Source organism: Burkholderia sp. Nafp2/4-1b, from assembly GCF_003635165.1.
Classification (GTDB): Bacteria; Pseudomonadota; Gammaproteobacteria; order Burkholderiales; family Burkholderiaceae; genus Burkholderia.
In genome coordinates, this window is record NZ_ML058597.1 from 466,972 (window position 1) to 480,646 (window position 13,675).

Below are 13,675 nucleotides of genomic sequence, written 5' to 3' on the forward strand. Positions count from 1 at the left end.
CTAGAAGCGGTGCTCTAAGGGCCGGAAGCCACGCCGGAAAAGGCTGGGCGGGGTTTGGAACAGCGCGGCTTCCGCATTGCGGGATGCGCGGAAACGGCCGTCGGCAGGGCGCGAGAGAAAGGGGCTCAGGCCGCCCGCGCGCGACGGCCTGTTTGAAACACAATCAGGGACGGATGGTGCGGGCCGCCGTCTCATGGAAAACCCCGGCCACGATCGTGACCTGCGCGAGCGCGTAGAGGCCCCAGATCAGATAGTCGATGCCGGGAAAGCCCCCGAGAAAGCGCCCGACGCCGATCAGCGTGTCCGAGCCGACGAAGATCAGGCTGCCGACGGCGACCAGCGGGCCGCGCGTGCGGGCCGCGAGCGCGAAGCTCGCCATCGCGCACAGCACGAGCAGGTAGACGGCGACGGGCACGAGCAGCTCGCCCAGATGCGGAAGGAACGCCGCGTAGAACGCCGGCGCGGCGACCCACAGCGCGATCAGCGCGACGATGCGCCAGCCGTGCGGCCGCGCGCGCCAACGGAAGAAGATCGCGCAGTAGCACAGGTGCGTGAGCACGAACGCGCCGAGGCCGAGCACGAACGACAGCGGCCAGTCTGGCAGTGCGAGCAGCACGTCGCCGAGCACGGCGGTGGCGAGCGCCGCGCACAGCCACGCGCGTTCGCGCGGCGCCGCGCAGGTGCTGCCGGCCGCGAGCAGCAGGAGGCCCATCGCGGCTTTCGCGGCGGCTTGGCCGGGATAGGGCGCGGCGGCGAGCGACAGTCCGTACAGCAGCGCGGCGGCGACGGCGAGCGGCCAGAGCCGGCGGTAGGTGGCGGGAAGTGTGGCGATCAACGCGGGTGTCTCCGGATTGTTGTTGTCTGCGGTGGACGCCGCGCCGGCGGGGGCGCGGGTGCAGGCCATTATCCGGAAGAACGGGCGCGGGAAAACCGGCGAATCCTTCTAGGTCGTTGTCTGCGATGTGAAGCGGGCAACGCCGGGCCCGCGGATACACGCCATCGCCCGACGTTCCCCATTGCGACGTCGCGCCTGGCTGGCGCGACGCCCGCGCGGCGAAGGGGCGCTCAGTTGTGCGGCGGGACGGCGTTGGGATCCATCCACATCACTTCCCAGATGTGTCCGTCCGGATCCTCGAAGCTGCGGCCGTACATGAAGCCGAAGTCCTGTACGGGCGTCGGGTCCGCGTGGCCGCCGGCACTGCGCGCGCTGTCGACCAGACTCGATACCTCGTCGCGGCTTTCGGCCGACAGGCACAGCAGTACCTGCGCGTCCGCATGCGCGTCGACGATCGGCTTGCTGGTGAACTGGCGCCACTTGTCGTGCGTGAGAAGCATCGCGAAGATCGTATCGGAGAACACCATGCAGGCTGCGGTATCGTCGCTGAATGCAGGATTGTTGACGGCCCCGACTGCCTCGTAGAACGCCTTCGAACGCTTCAGGTCGGTCACCGGCAGGTTGACGAAGATCTTCTTGCTCATCGTTTTGTCCTTTGCGTGTCGCGGCGGCACGATTGCCGCCACTATCGACAACGACGGCCGGGACCCGACAGAATCGACAAGCGCCGCAAAATTTTTTCAGCGAGCCGCTTGCAGGGGAAGGCCCGCAGCGCGCTTCGCATGATCGCGTCGACGCTGTGGACAGCGGGCGCACCTTCGGGCCGAACGCCGACCGTATCGTTTCACGCTTCCTGCAATCCCCGCAAGAACGAAGAAGGCCGACGAGCAGGGCGCCCGTCGGCCTTTTCGAACGAGTAGTGAGACCGCGCGCGTTACTTCGCCGCCAGCGCGCCCGCCACACTCTTGTCGGTCCACGCATTGTCCGCCACGCTCAGCTTCTGCGGAATCAGCTTCGCGGCGTAGAACGCATCGGCCACGCCTTGCTGAACCGCGACGATCTTGTCATCGATCGGCACCGCGCCGAACGGCACACGTTTGATCCACGTTTCCACGAGCGGCTGCGGCAGGCCGACCTTCGGCGCGATCAGCGCGGCCGTCTCGGCCGGATGCCCGTTGACCCACAGGCCGGTTTCGCGCAATTGCTTCAGGATCGTGCCGACCACGTCGGCGTGTTGCTCCGCGAACGTTCGCGTCGCCTCGTAGAAGTTGTTCGCGGGCGTGAGGCCCGTGTAGTCGGACAGCGTGCGGATCTTCAGCGAATTCTGGGCGGCCGCGTAATACGGATCCCAGACGGCCCACGCGTCGACGTTGCCGCTTTCGAACGCGGCGCGTGCGTCCGCGGGCGGCAGGTAGACAGGACGGATCTCGTCGTAGCGCACCCCTGCTTTCTTCAGCGCTTCGAGCAGCAGGTAGTTGGCGCTCGAGCCCTTCTGCAGCGCGACCTTCTTGCCGCGCAGGTCGGAGAGCGAGCGGACCGGCGAATCGGCCTTCACGAAGATGGCTTCGTTGTGCGGCGACGGCGGTTCCGCGGCGACGTACACGAAGCGTACGCCGGCCGCCTGCGCGAACACCGGCGGCGGCGCGCCCGTGTAGCCGAAGTCGATGCTGTTCGCGTTCAGCGCCTCGAGCAGTTGCGGGCCCGCCGGGAATTCGAACCACTGAACGTCGTAGCCGAGCGGCTTGAGCCGCGCCTCCAGCGCGCCTTGTGTCTTGACGACCGCCAGCAGGCCGGCTTTCTGGTAGCCGATGCGGACGAGCTTGTCCGCGCTGCCCTGTGCGAAGGCCGATGTGGCGGCGACGGCGACGAGCGCCGTCGCGGCGGTGCGGGTGATCCAGCGGGCGAAACGAATCATCGAACGGACTCCATGCGAAATGTCTTCGGAGAGCGGCCGACGCCGCTCGGTTGGAAGAATCGTCGCATGGGCGCTGGAGCCCGCAAACGAAGCATTGCCGATATGAATATGACGGCCGCGACCCTATCGTTTGTCGCCGCTGCCGGGTGTATCGGGGGTAGCGGCCTGCCGCGCCGCTTCGTCGCTGAGCTTCTTGTCGAGGATCGTCGCGACGCGGCCGCCCAGATACGCGCTGGCCGCATTCTCGAGCGCGCGGTTCGTCTCGCCTTCGACGAACACGGCCGCGAGCGGGCGCAGGCGCCAGATCGCATCGACGAGCGCGGGCACGTCGGTCACCGGCGGCAGCGAGCCTTCGTCGTAACGGTCGAGCCGCTTCACGACGAGATCGACGAGCAGCCGCGCGATCGCGTCGAAGTGCGGTCGCGCGGCGCTGATCACGTCGAGCAGCTCGCGCGGCGGGATGCCTTCCTTCGTCATCGCGGCTGCCGCTTCGAGCAGCGCGGGGCTTTTCGCGACGAACGACAGGCCGCGCCGCTCGAGCAGCCCGAGCTCGGTCACGCGCGACAGTTGCGACGCCGTCTGCGGGCCGAACATCTGCGCGAGCGCGGCGAGCGAATAGGTCTTCGGCAGTTCGTGCGACCAGCGGCCGCCGATCGCGGTTTCGAGACCGAGGATCGAGCGCAGGTCATGACCTTCGTCGATCGCCTTGATCAGGTCCTGGATGTTCGACAGCGTGTAGCCGCGCGCGAGCAGGTGATTGATCAGCTTCAGGCGGGCGACGTGCGTGTCGTCGTAGATGCCGACGCGCCCGCGCTTCTCGGGCGGCGCCAGCAGCCCGCGATCCTGGTACGCACGGACGTTGCGCACGGTCGTGTCGGACACGCGCGCGAGCTCATCGACCGTGTACTCGTTGCGGGATTCCGCCGCGGCCTCGTCGGGCATGGTTCGAGTCTGTTTTGACATGCGGCCATTCTAGCGCGACGCGACAGGCTCGGGCGACGCGGGGAGCGTGCGTGCGCCGTCGCCGAGCGCGCGCTGCATCAGTGCGGTATCGATCCAGCGGCCGTGCTTGAAACCGACCGCTTTCAGCATCCCTGCCGGTTCGAATCCGAACGCGCTGTGCAGCGACGTCGAACCGCCGGTGCCGCCGTCTGCGATCACCGCGATCATCTGCCGCCACGGGCCGGCCTCGCACCGTGCGATCAGCGCCGCGAGCAGCGCGCGGCCGATGCCGCGGCCGCGCTGCGCATCGTCGATGTAGATCGAATCCTCGACCGTGTGGCGATACGCGCTGCGCGTGCGATACGGCGTCGCATACGCGTACCCGGCCACGCGGCCGTCGCACTCGGCGACGAGATACGGCAGCCCGTCGCGCAGGACCGCGGCACGGCGCGCGCGCAGTTCGTCGACGCCGGGCGGCGTTTCCTCGAACGAAGCGACGCTGTGGCGTACATGGTGCGCGTAGATCGCATGAATGGCGTCGAGATCGGCATCGGTCGCGTCGCGGACGACGCAGGCAGGAGCAGCGGGCATGGTGGCGAAGCGGGCGGACGAAAACGCTACTATGCCGGCCGCCGGGCGGTGCGGTAAAGGCGTTGGCCGCAGCGCGCGCGCCTGCGGTCTCCCCAGCAGTCTTACAGGTGTCCGTCCGCGTCGCGCACCGCGTCGGCGATCGCATCCGCGACGCGCTGCACGCGCGGCGACCGACGCACGTCGGGATGGACGACGAGCCAGATCTCGCGCTCGACATCGCAACGCGGCACGGACGTCAGTTCGACGATCGCGGTGGAGGCCGGCAACGACGGCTCGACCGAAGCCGACGTGTCGGTGCGCACGTGCGTGGCAGGTTCGTCGACGAGAAAGCGCGGCAGCAGTGCAATCCCCGCTCCAGCCGCGCATGCGCGATGCAGTGCTGCCAGGTCGTTGGCGATGAACGCGAAGCGGCGCCCGGCCGCGAAACGTTCGAGCCACTGCTGCTGCGGCATTTGCGCGAGCGCGTCGTCGTAGCCGAGAAACGCCCACGTATCGGGCGGCGCGGCGGCCCAGTCGGGCGACGCGCACAGCGCGAAGCGCATCGTGCCGAGCCGGCGCGCGGCCAGCCCTGGCTCGCTCGGCCGCGACAGGCGCACCGCGAGGTCGGCTTCGCGCGCGTACAGGTTGGCCGCGTGCATCTCGCCCATCAGGTCGATCCGCAGCGCGGGCCACGCGCGCTGCGCGCGGGCAAGCCGTGGCGCCAGGAAGTGGCTCGCGAACACCGGCGACGCCGACACGCGCACGACGCCGTCGAGCGCCGCGGCACCCTGCGCGGCGCGCGCGAACGCGTGCACGTCGGCTTCGACGCGGCCCGCATGATCGGCGAGATGCAACCCTTCGTCGGTCGGCGGCCAGCCGCGCGGCAGCCGGTCGAACAGCCGGATGCCGAGCGCGGTTTCCAGCGCGTCGATGCGCCGCGCGACGGTCGAATGCTGGACCTGCAGCGCCCGCGCAGCGGCCGACAGGCTGCCGCCGCGCATCACCGCGAGGAAATAGCGAAGGTCGTCCCAGCTCATCGGCAACGCGGAAGCGGGGGCAGGTTCGGTCGAATTTTGCACAGTGGATGGGCGCGCAGCGGGAATTCCGATCGATTATGCACGATGGGATGATCGTGTCACGTCAATTCGATTGCGAGGAACGTCATGACTCAAACTGCCACCGCCACCCGGATCGGGATCGACCGCTACGGCGATGCCGGCGTGCTGCGCCGCATCGATGCGCCCGTCGCGCCGCCCGGCGCGGGCGAGGTGCGGATTCGCCAGACGGCCGTCGGCGTGAATTTCGTCGACATCTATTTCCGCACCGGCGCGCATCCATTGCCGGCGCTGCCGGACGCGCTCGGTGTCGAGGCGGTCGGCGTGGTCGACGCGGTCGGGGCCGGCGTCACGGCGCTCGCCCCGGGGCAGCGGGTGGCGTACGCGGGGTTGCCGACCGGCAGCTACGCGAGCATGCGCACGCTGCCTGCCGAACGCGTGGTGCCGGTGCCGGACGGCGTCAGCGACGACGCGGCCGCCGCCGGGCTGCTGAAAGGGATCACCGTCTACATGCTGCTGCACCGCGTGCGGCAGGTCGGCGCAGGCGACACCGTGCTCGTGCATGCGGCGGCCGGCGGCGTCGGATTGCTGGCGACGCAGTGGGCGCGCGCGCTCGGCGCGCGGGTCATCGGCACGGTCGGCTCGGCCGCGAAGGCGGCGCTGGTGCGCGCGCATGGCGCGGAAGCCGTGGTCGATTATCGGGAGGAGGATTTCGTCGCGGCGGCGCGCGCGTTCGGCGGCGGCGCGGGTGTCGACTATGCGATCGAAGGGATCGGCGGCGACGTGCTGACGCGCACGCTCGGTGCGATCCGGCCGTTCGGGATGGTCGCGAGCATCGGGCAGGTGGCCGCGATCGGCGCCCGGCAGACGATCGACCTCGACGAACTCGGGCCGGCCCGCTCGATCGCGCTGGCGCGGCCGAGCGTGCTCGGCTTCATCGCGCGTGACGTGGCCGGATATCGGGAAGCGGCGCGCGCGACGCTCGACCGGATGGCGGGCGGGATGCACGTGGAGATCGGCGCGCGGCTGCCGCTCGAACAGGCGGCCGACGCGCATCGGTTGCTGGAGTCGCGGCAGACGACGGGAGGCGTGGTGCTGGTGCCGTGACGGCTGCGCGCGCAGCGGCGGCAAGGAGTGGGGACGCTCGCCGCGCGGCGTCGAACCGCGGGCCGGTGGCGGTGTGGTGCTGCCGCCGGCCGACAGGTCAGCAAGTCAGCAAGTCAGCAAGTCAGCAGGACAGCAGGACAGCAGGACAGCAGGACAGCAGCGCGTGGTCGTGCGCCGTGGAGCCGGTATCTGGACGGGGCCGCGACCGGGTCGTTGGTGCGAGCATGCCCGGGACGACACCGGGCACGCATCCGGACATGCATTAGTTGTGCTTGCGCAGCGGCACACCCTGGACGAACCACGCGAGCACGAATGCGATCGCGATCACACCGGCCGCCGCGAGATACACCACGTGCAGCGACCCGGCAAACGCATGCAGATACGCATCGCGCACCGCATCCGGCAACTGGTGCACGGCGGCCGGCCCGAGCGCGGGCGGCAGTTCCGTGCCGGCCGGCAGCGCCTGTACGATCCGCGACTGCAGCCCGTGCGAGAACAGCGCACCGAACGCGGCGACGCCGAGCGAGCCGCCGATCGAGCGGAACAGCGTCGCGCCCGACGTCGCGACCCCCATGTGCCGGAATTCGACCGTGTTCTGCACCGCGAGCGTCAGTACCGGCATCACCATCCCGAGCCCGATCCCGAGCAGCGCCATGTACGCGTACATCGTGTGCAGCGGCGTGTCGAGCGACAGCGTCGACAGCAGCGCCATCGCGATGCCGCCGATCAGCGTCCCCGCGATCGGAAACGGCCGATACGTGCCGAGCCGCGAGATCAGCCGGCCGCTCGCGACCGACATCGCGAGCATCCCGCCCATCATCGGCAGCAACTGCATCCCGGCCTGCGACGGCGTCGAGCCTTTAACGACCTGCAGGTAGAGCGGGATGAACGTGACCGAACCGAACAGCGCGATGCCGACCACGAAGCCGATCAGGCTCATCAGCACGAAGGTGCGCTGGCGGAACAGGTCGAGCGGCATGATCGGCTCGGCCGCGAGCCGCTCTTCGTAGATGAAGCCGCCGAGCGCGACCACGCCGAGCACGAGCGTCATCCACAGCTGCGGCGACGACCACGGCAGCAGCGACCCGCCTTCGCTCGTGAACAGGATCACGCAGGTGAGGGCCGTCGCGAGGAACGCGGCACCCATGTAGTCGATCCGGTGCTTCACGTGCGCGGTGTGCGGACGGAAAGCGATGCCGATCACCGCGAGCGCGAGCAGGCCGAGCGGCAGGTTGATCGTGAAGATCCAGCGCCACGACAGGTGTTCGACCAGGAAGCCGCCGAGCAGCGGCCCGACGATCGTCGCGAGCCCATACACGCCGCCGAACATCCCTTGATAACGCGCGCGGCGCTCGGGCGGCACGAGGTCGCCGATCGCGGCCATCGTGACGACCATCAAGCCGCCGCCGCCGAGCCCTTGCAGTGCACGCAGCACGATCAGCTGCGTCATGTCCTGCGCGACGCCGCACAGCGCGGAGCCGGCGAGAAACAGCACGATCGCGACCTGCAGCACGATCTTGCGGCCGTACAGGTCGCCGAGCTTGCCGTACAGCGGCAGCACGACGGTCGACGACAGCAGGTACGCGGTGACGACCCACGACAGCTGGTCGAGGCCGCCCAGTTCGCCGACGATGGTCGGCAGCGCGGTCGACACGATCGTCTGGTCGAGCGCGGACAGCAGCATGACGAGCAGCAGCGCGGCGACGATCAAGCCGGTCGGCGCGTCGCGGCGGGCCGCGTCGGCGGCCGGTGGAGCAACAAGGGTATCGGTTCTCATCGAAATATCTGCCATGGCAGGGAATGGTCCGAAATATAGTGATAATTAATTGACTGGTCAATTTCTGCCGAGCCTCGAATTGTTGCAGCGGTAACAGGAGATTGCCGGCCGGAAAAATTGACCGCGATCAGCCCGAGAGAGGAACGGCCTCAAGTTTCCTGCAGGGAAACCGTAATAAAGAGGGCCGCGCACCGACTGCCGCGGCACCTTTCCTCGCTCACGTGCCGTCATGAACCTGAACGCCCTGTTTTCCCGTTTCTCGATCCGTACGCGGATTTTCTCCACGCTCGGTCTCGTCGCCGTGCTGCTCGTCGTGTCGGGCCTGATCGGCCTCACCGGCATGCAGAGCTCGAATCGTGCGCTCGACGAGGCCTATACGCGCCAGCTGGCCGCGAAGACCGCGCTGTCCGCCGCCAGCCTGAACCTGACGATCGTGCGCACGACGCTCGACCGCGCGCTGCTGCACCCGGAAGCGCCGGAGGTGCCCGATCTCGTCAAGAAGGCCGAGGGCTATCTCGCGAAGGCCGACACCGCATGGCGTACCTACGCGGCGATGCCGCACGACGGCGACGAAGGCGCGCTCGCGACCCGACTCGATGCGGCACGCCAGGCGTTGATCGGACAGGCGCTGAAGCCGCTGATCGACGCGATTCGCGCGGGGCGTCGCGACGACGCCGACCGGCTGCTGATGACGGTCGCGCCGCCGCTGTCGGTCGCGCTCACGCAGGCGACCGACGCGCTCGATGCATATCAGGCCGCGCGCGGCAAGGACGTGTACGACACCGCGCAGACCTATTACGGCTGGATGCGCGCGGGCGCGATCGCCGGCATCGCGTTCGGTCTGGCCGCGTGTCTCGGCTGCGCGGTCGGCCTGCATTTCGCAATCACGCAACCGGTGAACCGGCTGCTGTCGCATTTCCGCCGCCTGTCGGACGGCGACCTGACGTCGGAATTGCGCTGGTCGTCGCGCGACGAGATGGCCGAGCTGGTCAACGGCGTGACGGGCATGCAGCGCAGCCTCGCCGATACGGTGCGGCAGGTCAGCCAGGGCTCGGAAGCGATCTCGACCGCGACGCACCAGATCGCGGCCGGCAACACGGATCTGTCGCAGCGCACGGAGGAACAGGCGTCCGCGCTGCAGCAGACGGCCGCGAGCATGGAACAGCTGACGGCGACCGTGAAGCAGAATGCCGACAACGCGGTCGAGGCGCAGGCGTGTGCGGACACCGCGAGCGAGATCGCGATGCGCGGCGCGACGGTCGTCGGCGAGGTGGTCGGCACGATGAACGAAATCGACCAGAGTTCGCAGAAGGTGGCCGACATCATCGGCACGATCGAGGGCATCGCGTTCCAGACCAACATCCTTGCGCTGAATGCGGCGGTCGAAGCCGCGCGCGCGGGCGAGCAGGGCCGCGGTTTCGCGGTGGTGGCGGGCGAGGTGCGCACGCTCGCGCAGCGTTCGGCATCGGCCGCGAAGGAAATCCGCACGCTGATCGGCGAGTCGGTCGAGCGCGTCGCGACCGGGTCGCGACTCGTCGGCGTGGCCGGTACGACGATGCAGGACATCCAGCAGGCGATCGGCCGCGTGACGGGCATCATGACCGAGATCGCCGCTGCATCGAACGAGCAGCGCGACGGGATCGAGCAGGTGAACCGCGCGGTGTCGCAGATGGATCAGGTGGCGCAGCAGAATGCGGCGCTGGTCGAGCAGGCGGCGGCGGCCGCCGCGTCGCTCGAGGAGCAGGCCGACGGGCTGCGCCGGACGGTTGGCGCGTTCCGCGTCGCGTGACGTTCGGGGGCAGCGGGCGGGCGGTCAGTGCCGCTTCGTCACTGCCGCTCGCCGTCCACCGACGGCCAAGCGCCGCGTCAGCCCGCTCCGAGCTGCGCGGCCGCGCGCGCCGACGCGACGAGCAGCAGCTTCATCGTCGCGCGCGTCGCGCCGACGAACAGCTTGCGGGCCGCGCGCGCATCGAGCGTGTCGAAGTCGACTTCGGTGAGGATCACGCACGGCGCCGATTGCCCCTTGAACCGGTAGATCGAATCGAGCAGCACGTCGCCTTCCCGATATTCAGGGTTGCCGAACAGGTCGTACTTGCCGGTGAAGCGCTTGACCCGGTGCGGGCCGAGCTGGTCGAGCCGCGCGAGCGCCGAGCTTTCGCGGCCGCGATACGACAGCACCGCGATGTCCTGCTTGCGAAAACCGAGCGACAGCGCGTGCGTGATCGCGCGCTTGGTCGCGTCGATGCACGCTTCGGCGAGCGCGTCGTCCGATGCGCCGTCTTCTCCGTATGACGACACCGACGGATCGGAACCGTCGAACGGGCTGCCCGAGCGCAGTTCTGCCGCGAGCGGCTCGACGCGGCCCACGACGTCGCGCACGAATTCGAGCAGGTCGCGCGGGCTGCGATAGTTCGTCAGCGCCTTCAGCGTGACCCAGCCGGGCAGCGAGACGGGCTCGCGCAGGTAGAGGTTCTGCAGCGGATCTTCGAGCCACCACCATGCGCCGTCCGGTGCCAGCAGGCGCTCCAGCGCCGCCGCCCACGGCGCGTGGAAATCCTGCCCTTCGTCGACGATCAGCACGTCGAAGCGCCAGCGTTCCGGCACCGGCGCTTCAGCGAAGCGCGCCTCGAGCCGCTCGAACGCGCCGGGCGCGTCGAAGTCGGGCGTATAGCCGCCGTCGCGGGCCACCCAGTCGCACAGCTGGTGGTAGTTCGCGATCTTTGCGCCGGGCGGCGCGATGCGCGCGATGTAGTCGGCGAGCGGCCGGTTGAAGCACACGTACAGCACGCGCTTGCCGGCCGCGACCGCATCGCGCATCGCCTGCACCGCGAGCTGCGTCTTGCCGGACCCCGCGGTGCCCGTCACGCGCAAGCGGAACGGCGTGAACTCCAGCTGGCGCGCCCACGCGGCGAGCCCGCCCGACAGCCGCGTGACGAGCGTGCCGGCCTGCCCGACGAGCGCGCTCGTATCGGGCGTGAGCGCCAGTTCGTCCGCGAGGAAATGATGCAGCTTCGCGGCGTTCGGCAACGGTTCGTCGTGCTCGGGCAGGATCTGCTGGATCACCTGCGCGAGTTGCGCCTTGCGCGACGCGTCGACGATGCGCTCGGCCGCGACGCCCGCGATCGCTGTGTCGCGGATCGCATAGTCGGGGCAGTACAGCAGCGCGTCGACGCCGTAGACGCCCGCGCCAAGCGCGGCGGTCAGCCGCCGGTGCAGCGTCTCCTGCGTGCGCGCGAGCTGGATCGGCACGTTGCGCTCCTTCTGCAGATAGACCTTCACGAGCCCCTTCGGCGTCTCGCGCAGGAAGCCGGCCTTCTGCTCGATCAGCAGCACGCGGCCGGCCGCGTTCACGACGACGAACGCCGCTTCGCCGAACACCGAAAAGCCTTGGTCGGCGCGCGTCCAGTGCACGCCGTGATAGACGGTGTAGCTGTCCGGCAGCGCGTGTTCGAGCGCGGCGAGCGTCTCGCGCTCGCGTTCGGCCGCGCCGGTGGCGGCGAGGCTTTTCCAGTCGTCGGGAATGAGGCGGGCCATGAAGTCGGGCGGCGGATGCCGGTCATGAACAGGGTGCGGCTATTGTACTGACGAACCTGTTCACGACCGCCGCGCCGCGCGGGGGGCGGCCATGCGGAGAGCGATGCGTGCGGGAATTACCCGCGCTTGACCGGATTATCCGCGCTTAACCGCGCGCAAGCCGCTTCGCGAGATCGGCGCTGAGGATCGCCATGCGCGCGGGTTTTTCGTAGCAGACGACGTCGAACGCGCGGATTACCTCGCTGATGTCCGCCTCGCTCGCGCGGCCGGTGAGCAGGTCGCCCGTCAGCACGAAGATCGGCGCGCCCGGATTGTCCGACGTGCGCACCGCCTTGATCGCGGTGGCGGCCGTGCTGTCGTCGAACAGCCATTCGGTGACGACCGCGTCGAACGCCTGGCCCTGCAGCGCGTCGACGAACTGTGTGAGGCCGTCGAACGCGGCCGTCGCGAAACCCTGCCGTTCGAGATAGCGGCACAGCTCGGTCGCGCTGACGCGATCGGGATCGATCACCGCGACGACGAGCTTGTCGCTCTCCGCGCGGCGCGGATAGATCTCGATCTTGTGGACGTCGTACGCGTTCTGATACAGCACGCCGGTATGGCGCAGCACGCGCCAGCGGCCGTTCTGTTCGTACGCGACGAACTCGGGACGTGCGCCGGCTTCGAGCGGCGCGCCGATCCAGGCGGTGCACGGAATTTCCGCGACGCCGGCGTACAGGACGGCTTCCTGCGAATAGGCGCCGACCATGCCGGGGTCGAGCGTCTGCGCGCCGAACAGTTGAGCGGCGGGCTCGCCGTACGCTTCGGCGACTTTCTTGATCTGCGCGAGCGTCCAGGGGCTGCTGCCACGCAGTTTGCGGTGGCCCTGCGAAAAGCTCAGGTCGAGGATGCGGCACAGCTCGGTGGTCTGCTGGCGCTTGCCGATGCCGTTACGGCTCATCAGCTCGCGCACGCGCTCGGCAACCGCGAGGGAATCCGTGGTGATTGCTTCAGTGGTCATGCTACGGGAACGGATCGTGACGTTCAGAACGACGCCTTGCGGCAGTCTCGACGGACAGTCTTGACGACGTCCGGTGGCGAGCCGACCGGCCACGCGCGGAAAAGATAACTTTACCGCAAAACAGGTGTCATTCCATGTCGCGAAAGGTGCGTTTCTGTGAAAGGTGTGTCACGACGTTACGTTGGGGCCGGGTCGGGCGCCGCGCGCCGCTGGCCCGTTCTCAACCTTCGGGCGCGGATCGCCCGAGGCCGGGACATCATTGCCCGCGCGATCGCGTGTAATCGCGTCGGGCGGCCGCTGCGTGCACCACGGCAGCGCACATTCATGCCCAGAGTGTGGGATGGGGCGGCGTCGCCTGCGACAAATTTTTACAGGAGCCCGCGCGTCGTGCCGGACCGCTCCGCATCTTATATGCGGATGGTTTGGTGGCTCACTCTAATTGGCCGGGGGGCCAGGCACTATGGCGCCGGGTGAACGCGACAGGGCCGCATGCTACGATTGCGCCGTCTCAAAAAAGCATTGAAGCGATGCAGAAGAAATTTGTGATGCGCGGGTACGAGATGAACTGCGAGCCGCGCGTGACGGAGGACGGCAAGTACGCCGCCCAGGTCGAGGTCACGAAGCTGGGTTTCAGCCGCGAGGCGGCATTCCGCAAGCTGGGCGAATTCGATACCGAAGCCGAAGCCGTCGCCTATGCGCAAAAATTCTCCGAAGAGTGGCTGAGCCGCTACGCGTAGCGCATCGTTTGCCCGTGCAACACGGGTGTCGGTTCGACCGGCCGGTGCAGGCAGCGTGAGCCCTGGGGCGCCGAACGGCCGCCCTCGTCCAAAGCGAAAAACATGAAGGACGCCCAAGGTGCGGCGGGGTGGCGCGCGCCATCTCGCCGTCGCTGCGTTGCGCGTTTGCCTCGTTGCGCCGGACCGGTGTGCCGTGCCCGAAC

At 68.8% G+C, this 13,675-nt stretch carries 12 protein-coding genes; 3 read left to right on the plus strand and 9 right to left on the minus strand.

Features of this window, described 5'->3' with window-relative positions:
• Nucleotides 1-163: 163 nt before the first annotated feature.
• The 6 genes from C7H84_RS02215 to C7H84_RS02240 all read right to left on the minus strand — a co-directional run bounded on the left by C7H84_RS02215 (nucleotide 164) and on the right by C7H84_RS02240 (nucleotide 5,299).
• Entirely contained in the window at nucleotides 164-835 is a 672-nt protein-coding gene (locus tag C7H84_RS02215; RefSeq protein WP_121857884.1) for a lysoplasmalogenase, read from the minus strand.
• 230 nt (nucleotides 836-1,065) lie between these two features.
• The gene (locus C7H84_RS02220; RefSeq protein ID WP_121857204.1) at nucleotides 1,066-1,479 is read right to left on the minus strand and encodes a VOC family protein; all 414 of its coding nucleotides are present in this window, start codon (nucleotides 1,477-1,479) and stop codon (nucleotides 1,066-1,068) included.
• 290 nt (nucleotides 1,480-1,769) lie between these two features.
• Nucleotides 1,770-2,750: a sulfonate ABC transporter substrate-binding protein gene (locus C7H84_RS02225; RefSeq protein WP_121857205.1), complete on the minus strand. Its 981-nt coding sequence runs from the start codon at nucleotides 2,748-2,750 to the stop codon at nucleotides 1,770-1,772.
• Between the two features lie 123 nt (nucleotides 2,751-2,873).
• A complete protein-coding gene (locus tag C7H84_RS02230) occupies nucleotides 2,874-3,713 on the minus strand; it encodes a MerR family transcriptional regulator (RefSeq protein WP_121857206.1) in 840 nt (279 codons plus the stop codon).
• Nucleotides 3,714-3,722: 9 nt separating this feature from the next.
• Nucleotides 3,723-4,283 (minus strand): GNAT family N-acetyltransferase, encoded by a 561-nt coding sequence (locus C7H84_RS02235; RefSeq protein ID WP_121857207.1) that lies wholly within the window; start codon nucleotides 4,281-4,283, stop codon nucleotides 3,723-3,725.
• A gap of 101 nt (nucleotides 4,284-4,384) precedes the next feature.
• Nucleotides 4,385-5,299 (minus strand): LysR family transcriptional regulator, encoded by a 915-nt coding sequence (locus C7H84_RS02240; RefSeq protein WP_121857208.1) that lies wholly within the window; start codon nucleotides 5,297-5,299, stop codon nucleotides 4,385-4,387.
• Nucleotides 5,300-5,425: 126 nt separating this feature from the next.
• On the opposite strand from C7H84_RS02240, the gene C7H84_RS02245 reads away from it, so the two are divergent.
• Nucleotides 5,426-6,424: a quinone oxidoreductase gene (locus tag C7H84_RS02245; protein WP_121857209.1), complete on the plus strand. Its 999-nt coding sequence runs from the start codon at nucleotides 5,426-5,428 to the stop codon at nucleotides 6,422-6,424.
• Nucleotides 6,425-6,686: 262 nt separating this feature from the next.
• Here C7H84_RS02245 and C7H84_RS02250 read toward each other — a convergent pair whose 3' ends face one another.
• The gene (locus tag C7H84_RS02250) at nucleotides 6,687-8,201 is read right to left on the minus strand and encodes an MDR family MFS transporter (RefSeq protein WP_121857210.1); all 1,515 of its coding nucleotides are present in this window, start codon (nucleotides 8,199-8,201) and stop codon (nucleotides 6,687-6,689) included.
• Between the two features lie 229 nt (nucleotides 8,202-8,430).
• On the opposite strand from C7H84_RS02250, the gene C7H84_RS02255 reads away from it, so the two are divergent.
• Complete coding sequence (locus tag C7H84_RS02255) at nucleotides 8,431-9,990, plus strand: methyl-accepting chemotaxis protein (RefSeq protein ID WP_162999189.1); 1,560 nt, start codon at nucleotides 8,431-8,433, stop codon at nucleotides 9,988-9,990.
• Between the two features lie 77 nt (nucleotides 9,991-10,067).
• On the opposite strand, the gene C7H84_RS02260 is transcribed toward C7H84_RS02255, so the two are convergent.
• Nucleotides 10,068-11,735, minus strand: coding sequence for an ATP-dependent helicase (locus C7H84_RS02260; RefSeq protein WP_121857211.1), 1,668 nt, complete (start codon nucleotides 11,733-11,735; stop codon nucleotides 10,068-10,070).
• Between the two features lie 145 nt (nucleotides 11,736-11,880).
• Nucleotides 11,881-12,735: a helix-turn-helix domain-containing protein gene (locus C7H84_RS02265; RefSeq protein ID WP_121857212.1), complete on the minus strand. Its 855-nt coding sequence runs from the start codon at nucleotides 12,733-12,735 to the stop codon at nucleotides 11,881-11,883.
• 527 nt (nucleotides 12,736-13,262) lie between these two features.
• Between C7H84_RS02265 and C7H84_RS02270 the strand changes: the two genes are divergently transcribed.
• Complete coding sequence (locus C7H84_RS02270; RefSeq protein ID WP_121857213.1) at nucleotides 13,263-13,472, plus strand: hypothetical protein; 210 nt, start codon at nucleotides 13,263-13,265, stop codon at nucleotides 13,470-13,472.
• The last annotated feature ends 203 nt before the right edge of the window (nucleotides 13,473-13,675 follow it).

Bases quoted from the DNA above. Each gene is read 5' to 3' on its own strand.
- C7H84_RS02265 (WP_121857212.1), bottom strand. From the start codon at position 12,735: ATGACCACTGAAGCAATCACCACGGATTCCCTCGCGGTTGCCGAGCGC.
- C7H84_RS02270 (WP_121857213.1), top strand. From the start codon at position 13,263: ATGCAGAAGAAATTTGTGATGCGCGGGTACGAGATGAACTGCGAGCCG.
- C7H84_RS02255 (WP_162999189.1), top strand. From the start codon at position 8,431: ATGAACCTGAACGCCCTGTTTTCCCGTTTCTCGATCCGTACGCGGATT.
- C7H84_RS02250 (WP_121857210.1), bottom strand. From the start codon at position 8,201: ATGAGAACCGATACCCTTGTTGCTCCACCGGCCGCCGACGCGGCCCGC.
- C7H84_RS02240 (WP_121857208.1), bottom strand. From the start codon at position 5,299: ATGAGCTGGGACGACCTTCGCTATTTCCTCGCGGTGATGCGCGGCGGC.
- C7H84_RS02235 (WP_121857207.1), bottom strand. From the start codon at position 4,283: ATGCCCGCTGCTCCTGCCTGCGTCGTCCGCGACGCGACCGATGCCGAT.
- C7H84_RS02220 (WP_121857204.1), bottom strand. From the start codon at position 1,479: ATGAGCAAGAAGATCTTCGTCAACCTGCCGGTGACCGACCTGAAGCGT.
- C7H84_RS02230 (WP_121857206.1), bottom strand. From the start codon at position 3,713: ATGTCAAAACAGACTCGAACCATGCCCGACGAGGCCGCGGCGGAATCC.
- C7H84_RS02225 (WP_121857205.1), bottom strand. From the start codon at position 2,750: ATGATTCGTTTCGCCCGCTGGATCACCCGCACCGCCGCGACGGCGCTC.
- C7H84_RS02245 (WP_121857209.1), top strand. From the start codon at position 5,426: ATGACTCAAACTGCCACCGCCACCCGGATCGGGATCGACCGCTACGGC.
- C7H84_RS02260 (WP_121857211.1), bottom strand. From the start codon at position 11,735: ATGGCCCGCCTCATTCCCGACGACTGGAAAAGCCTCGCCGCCACCGGC.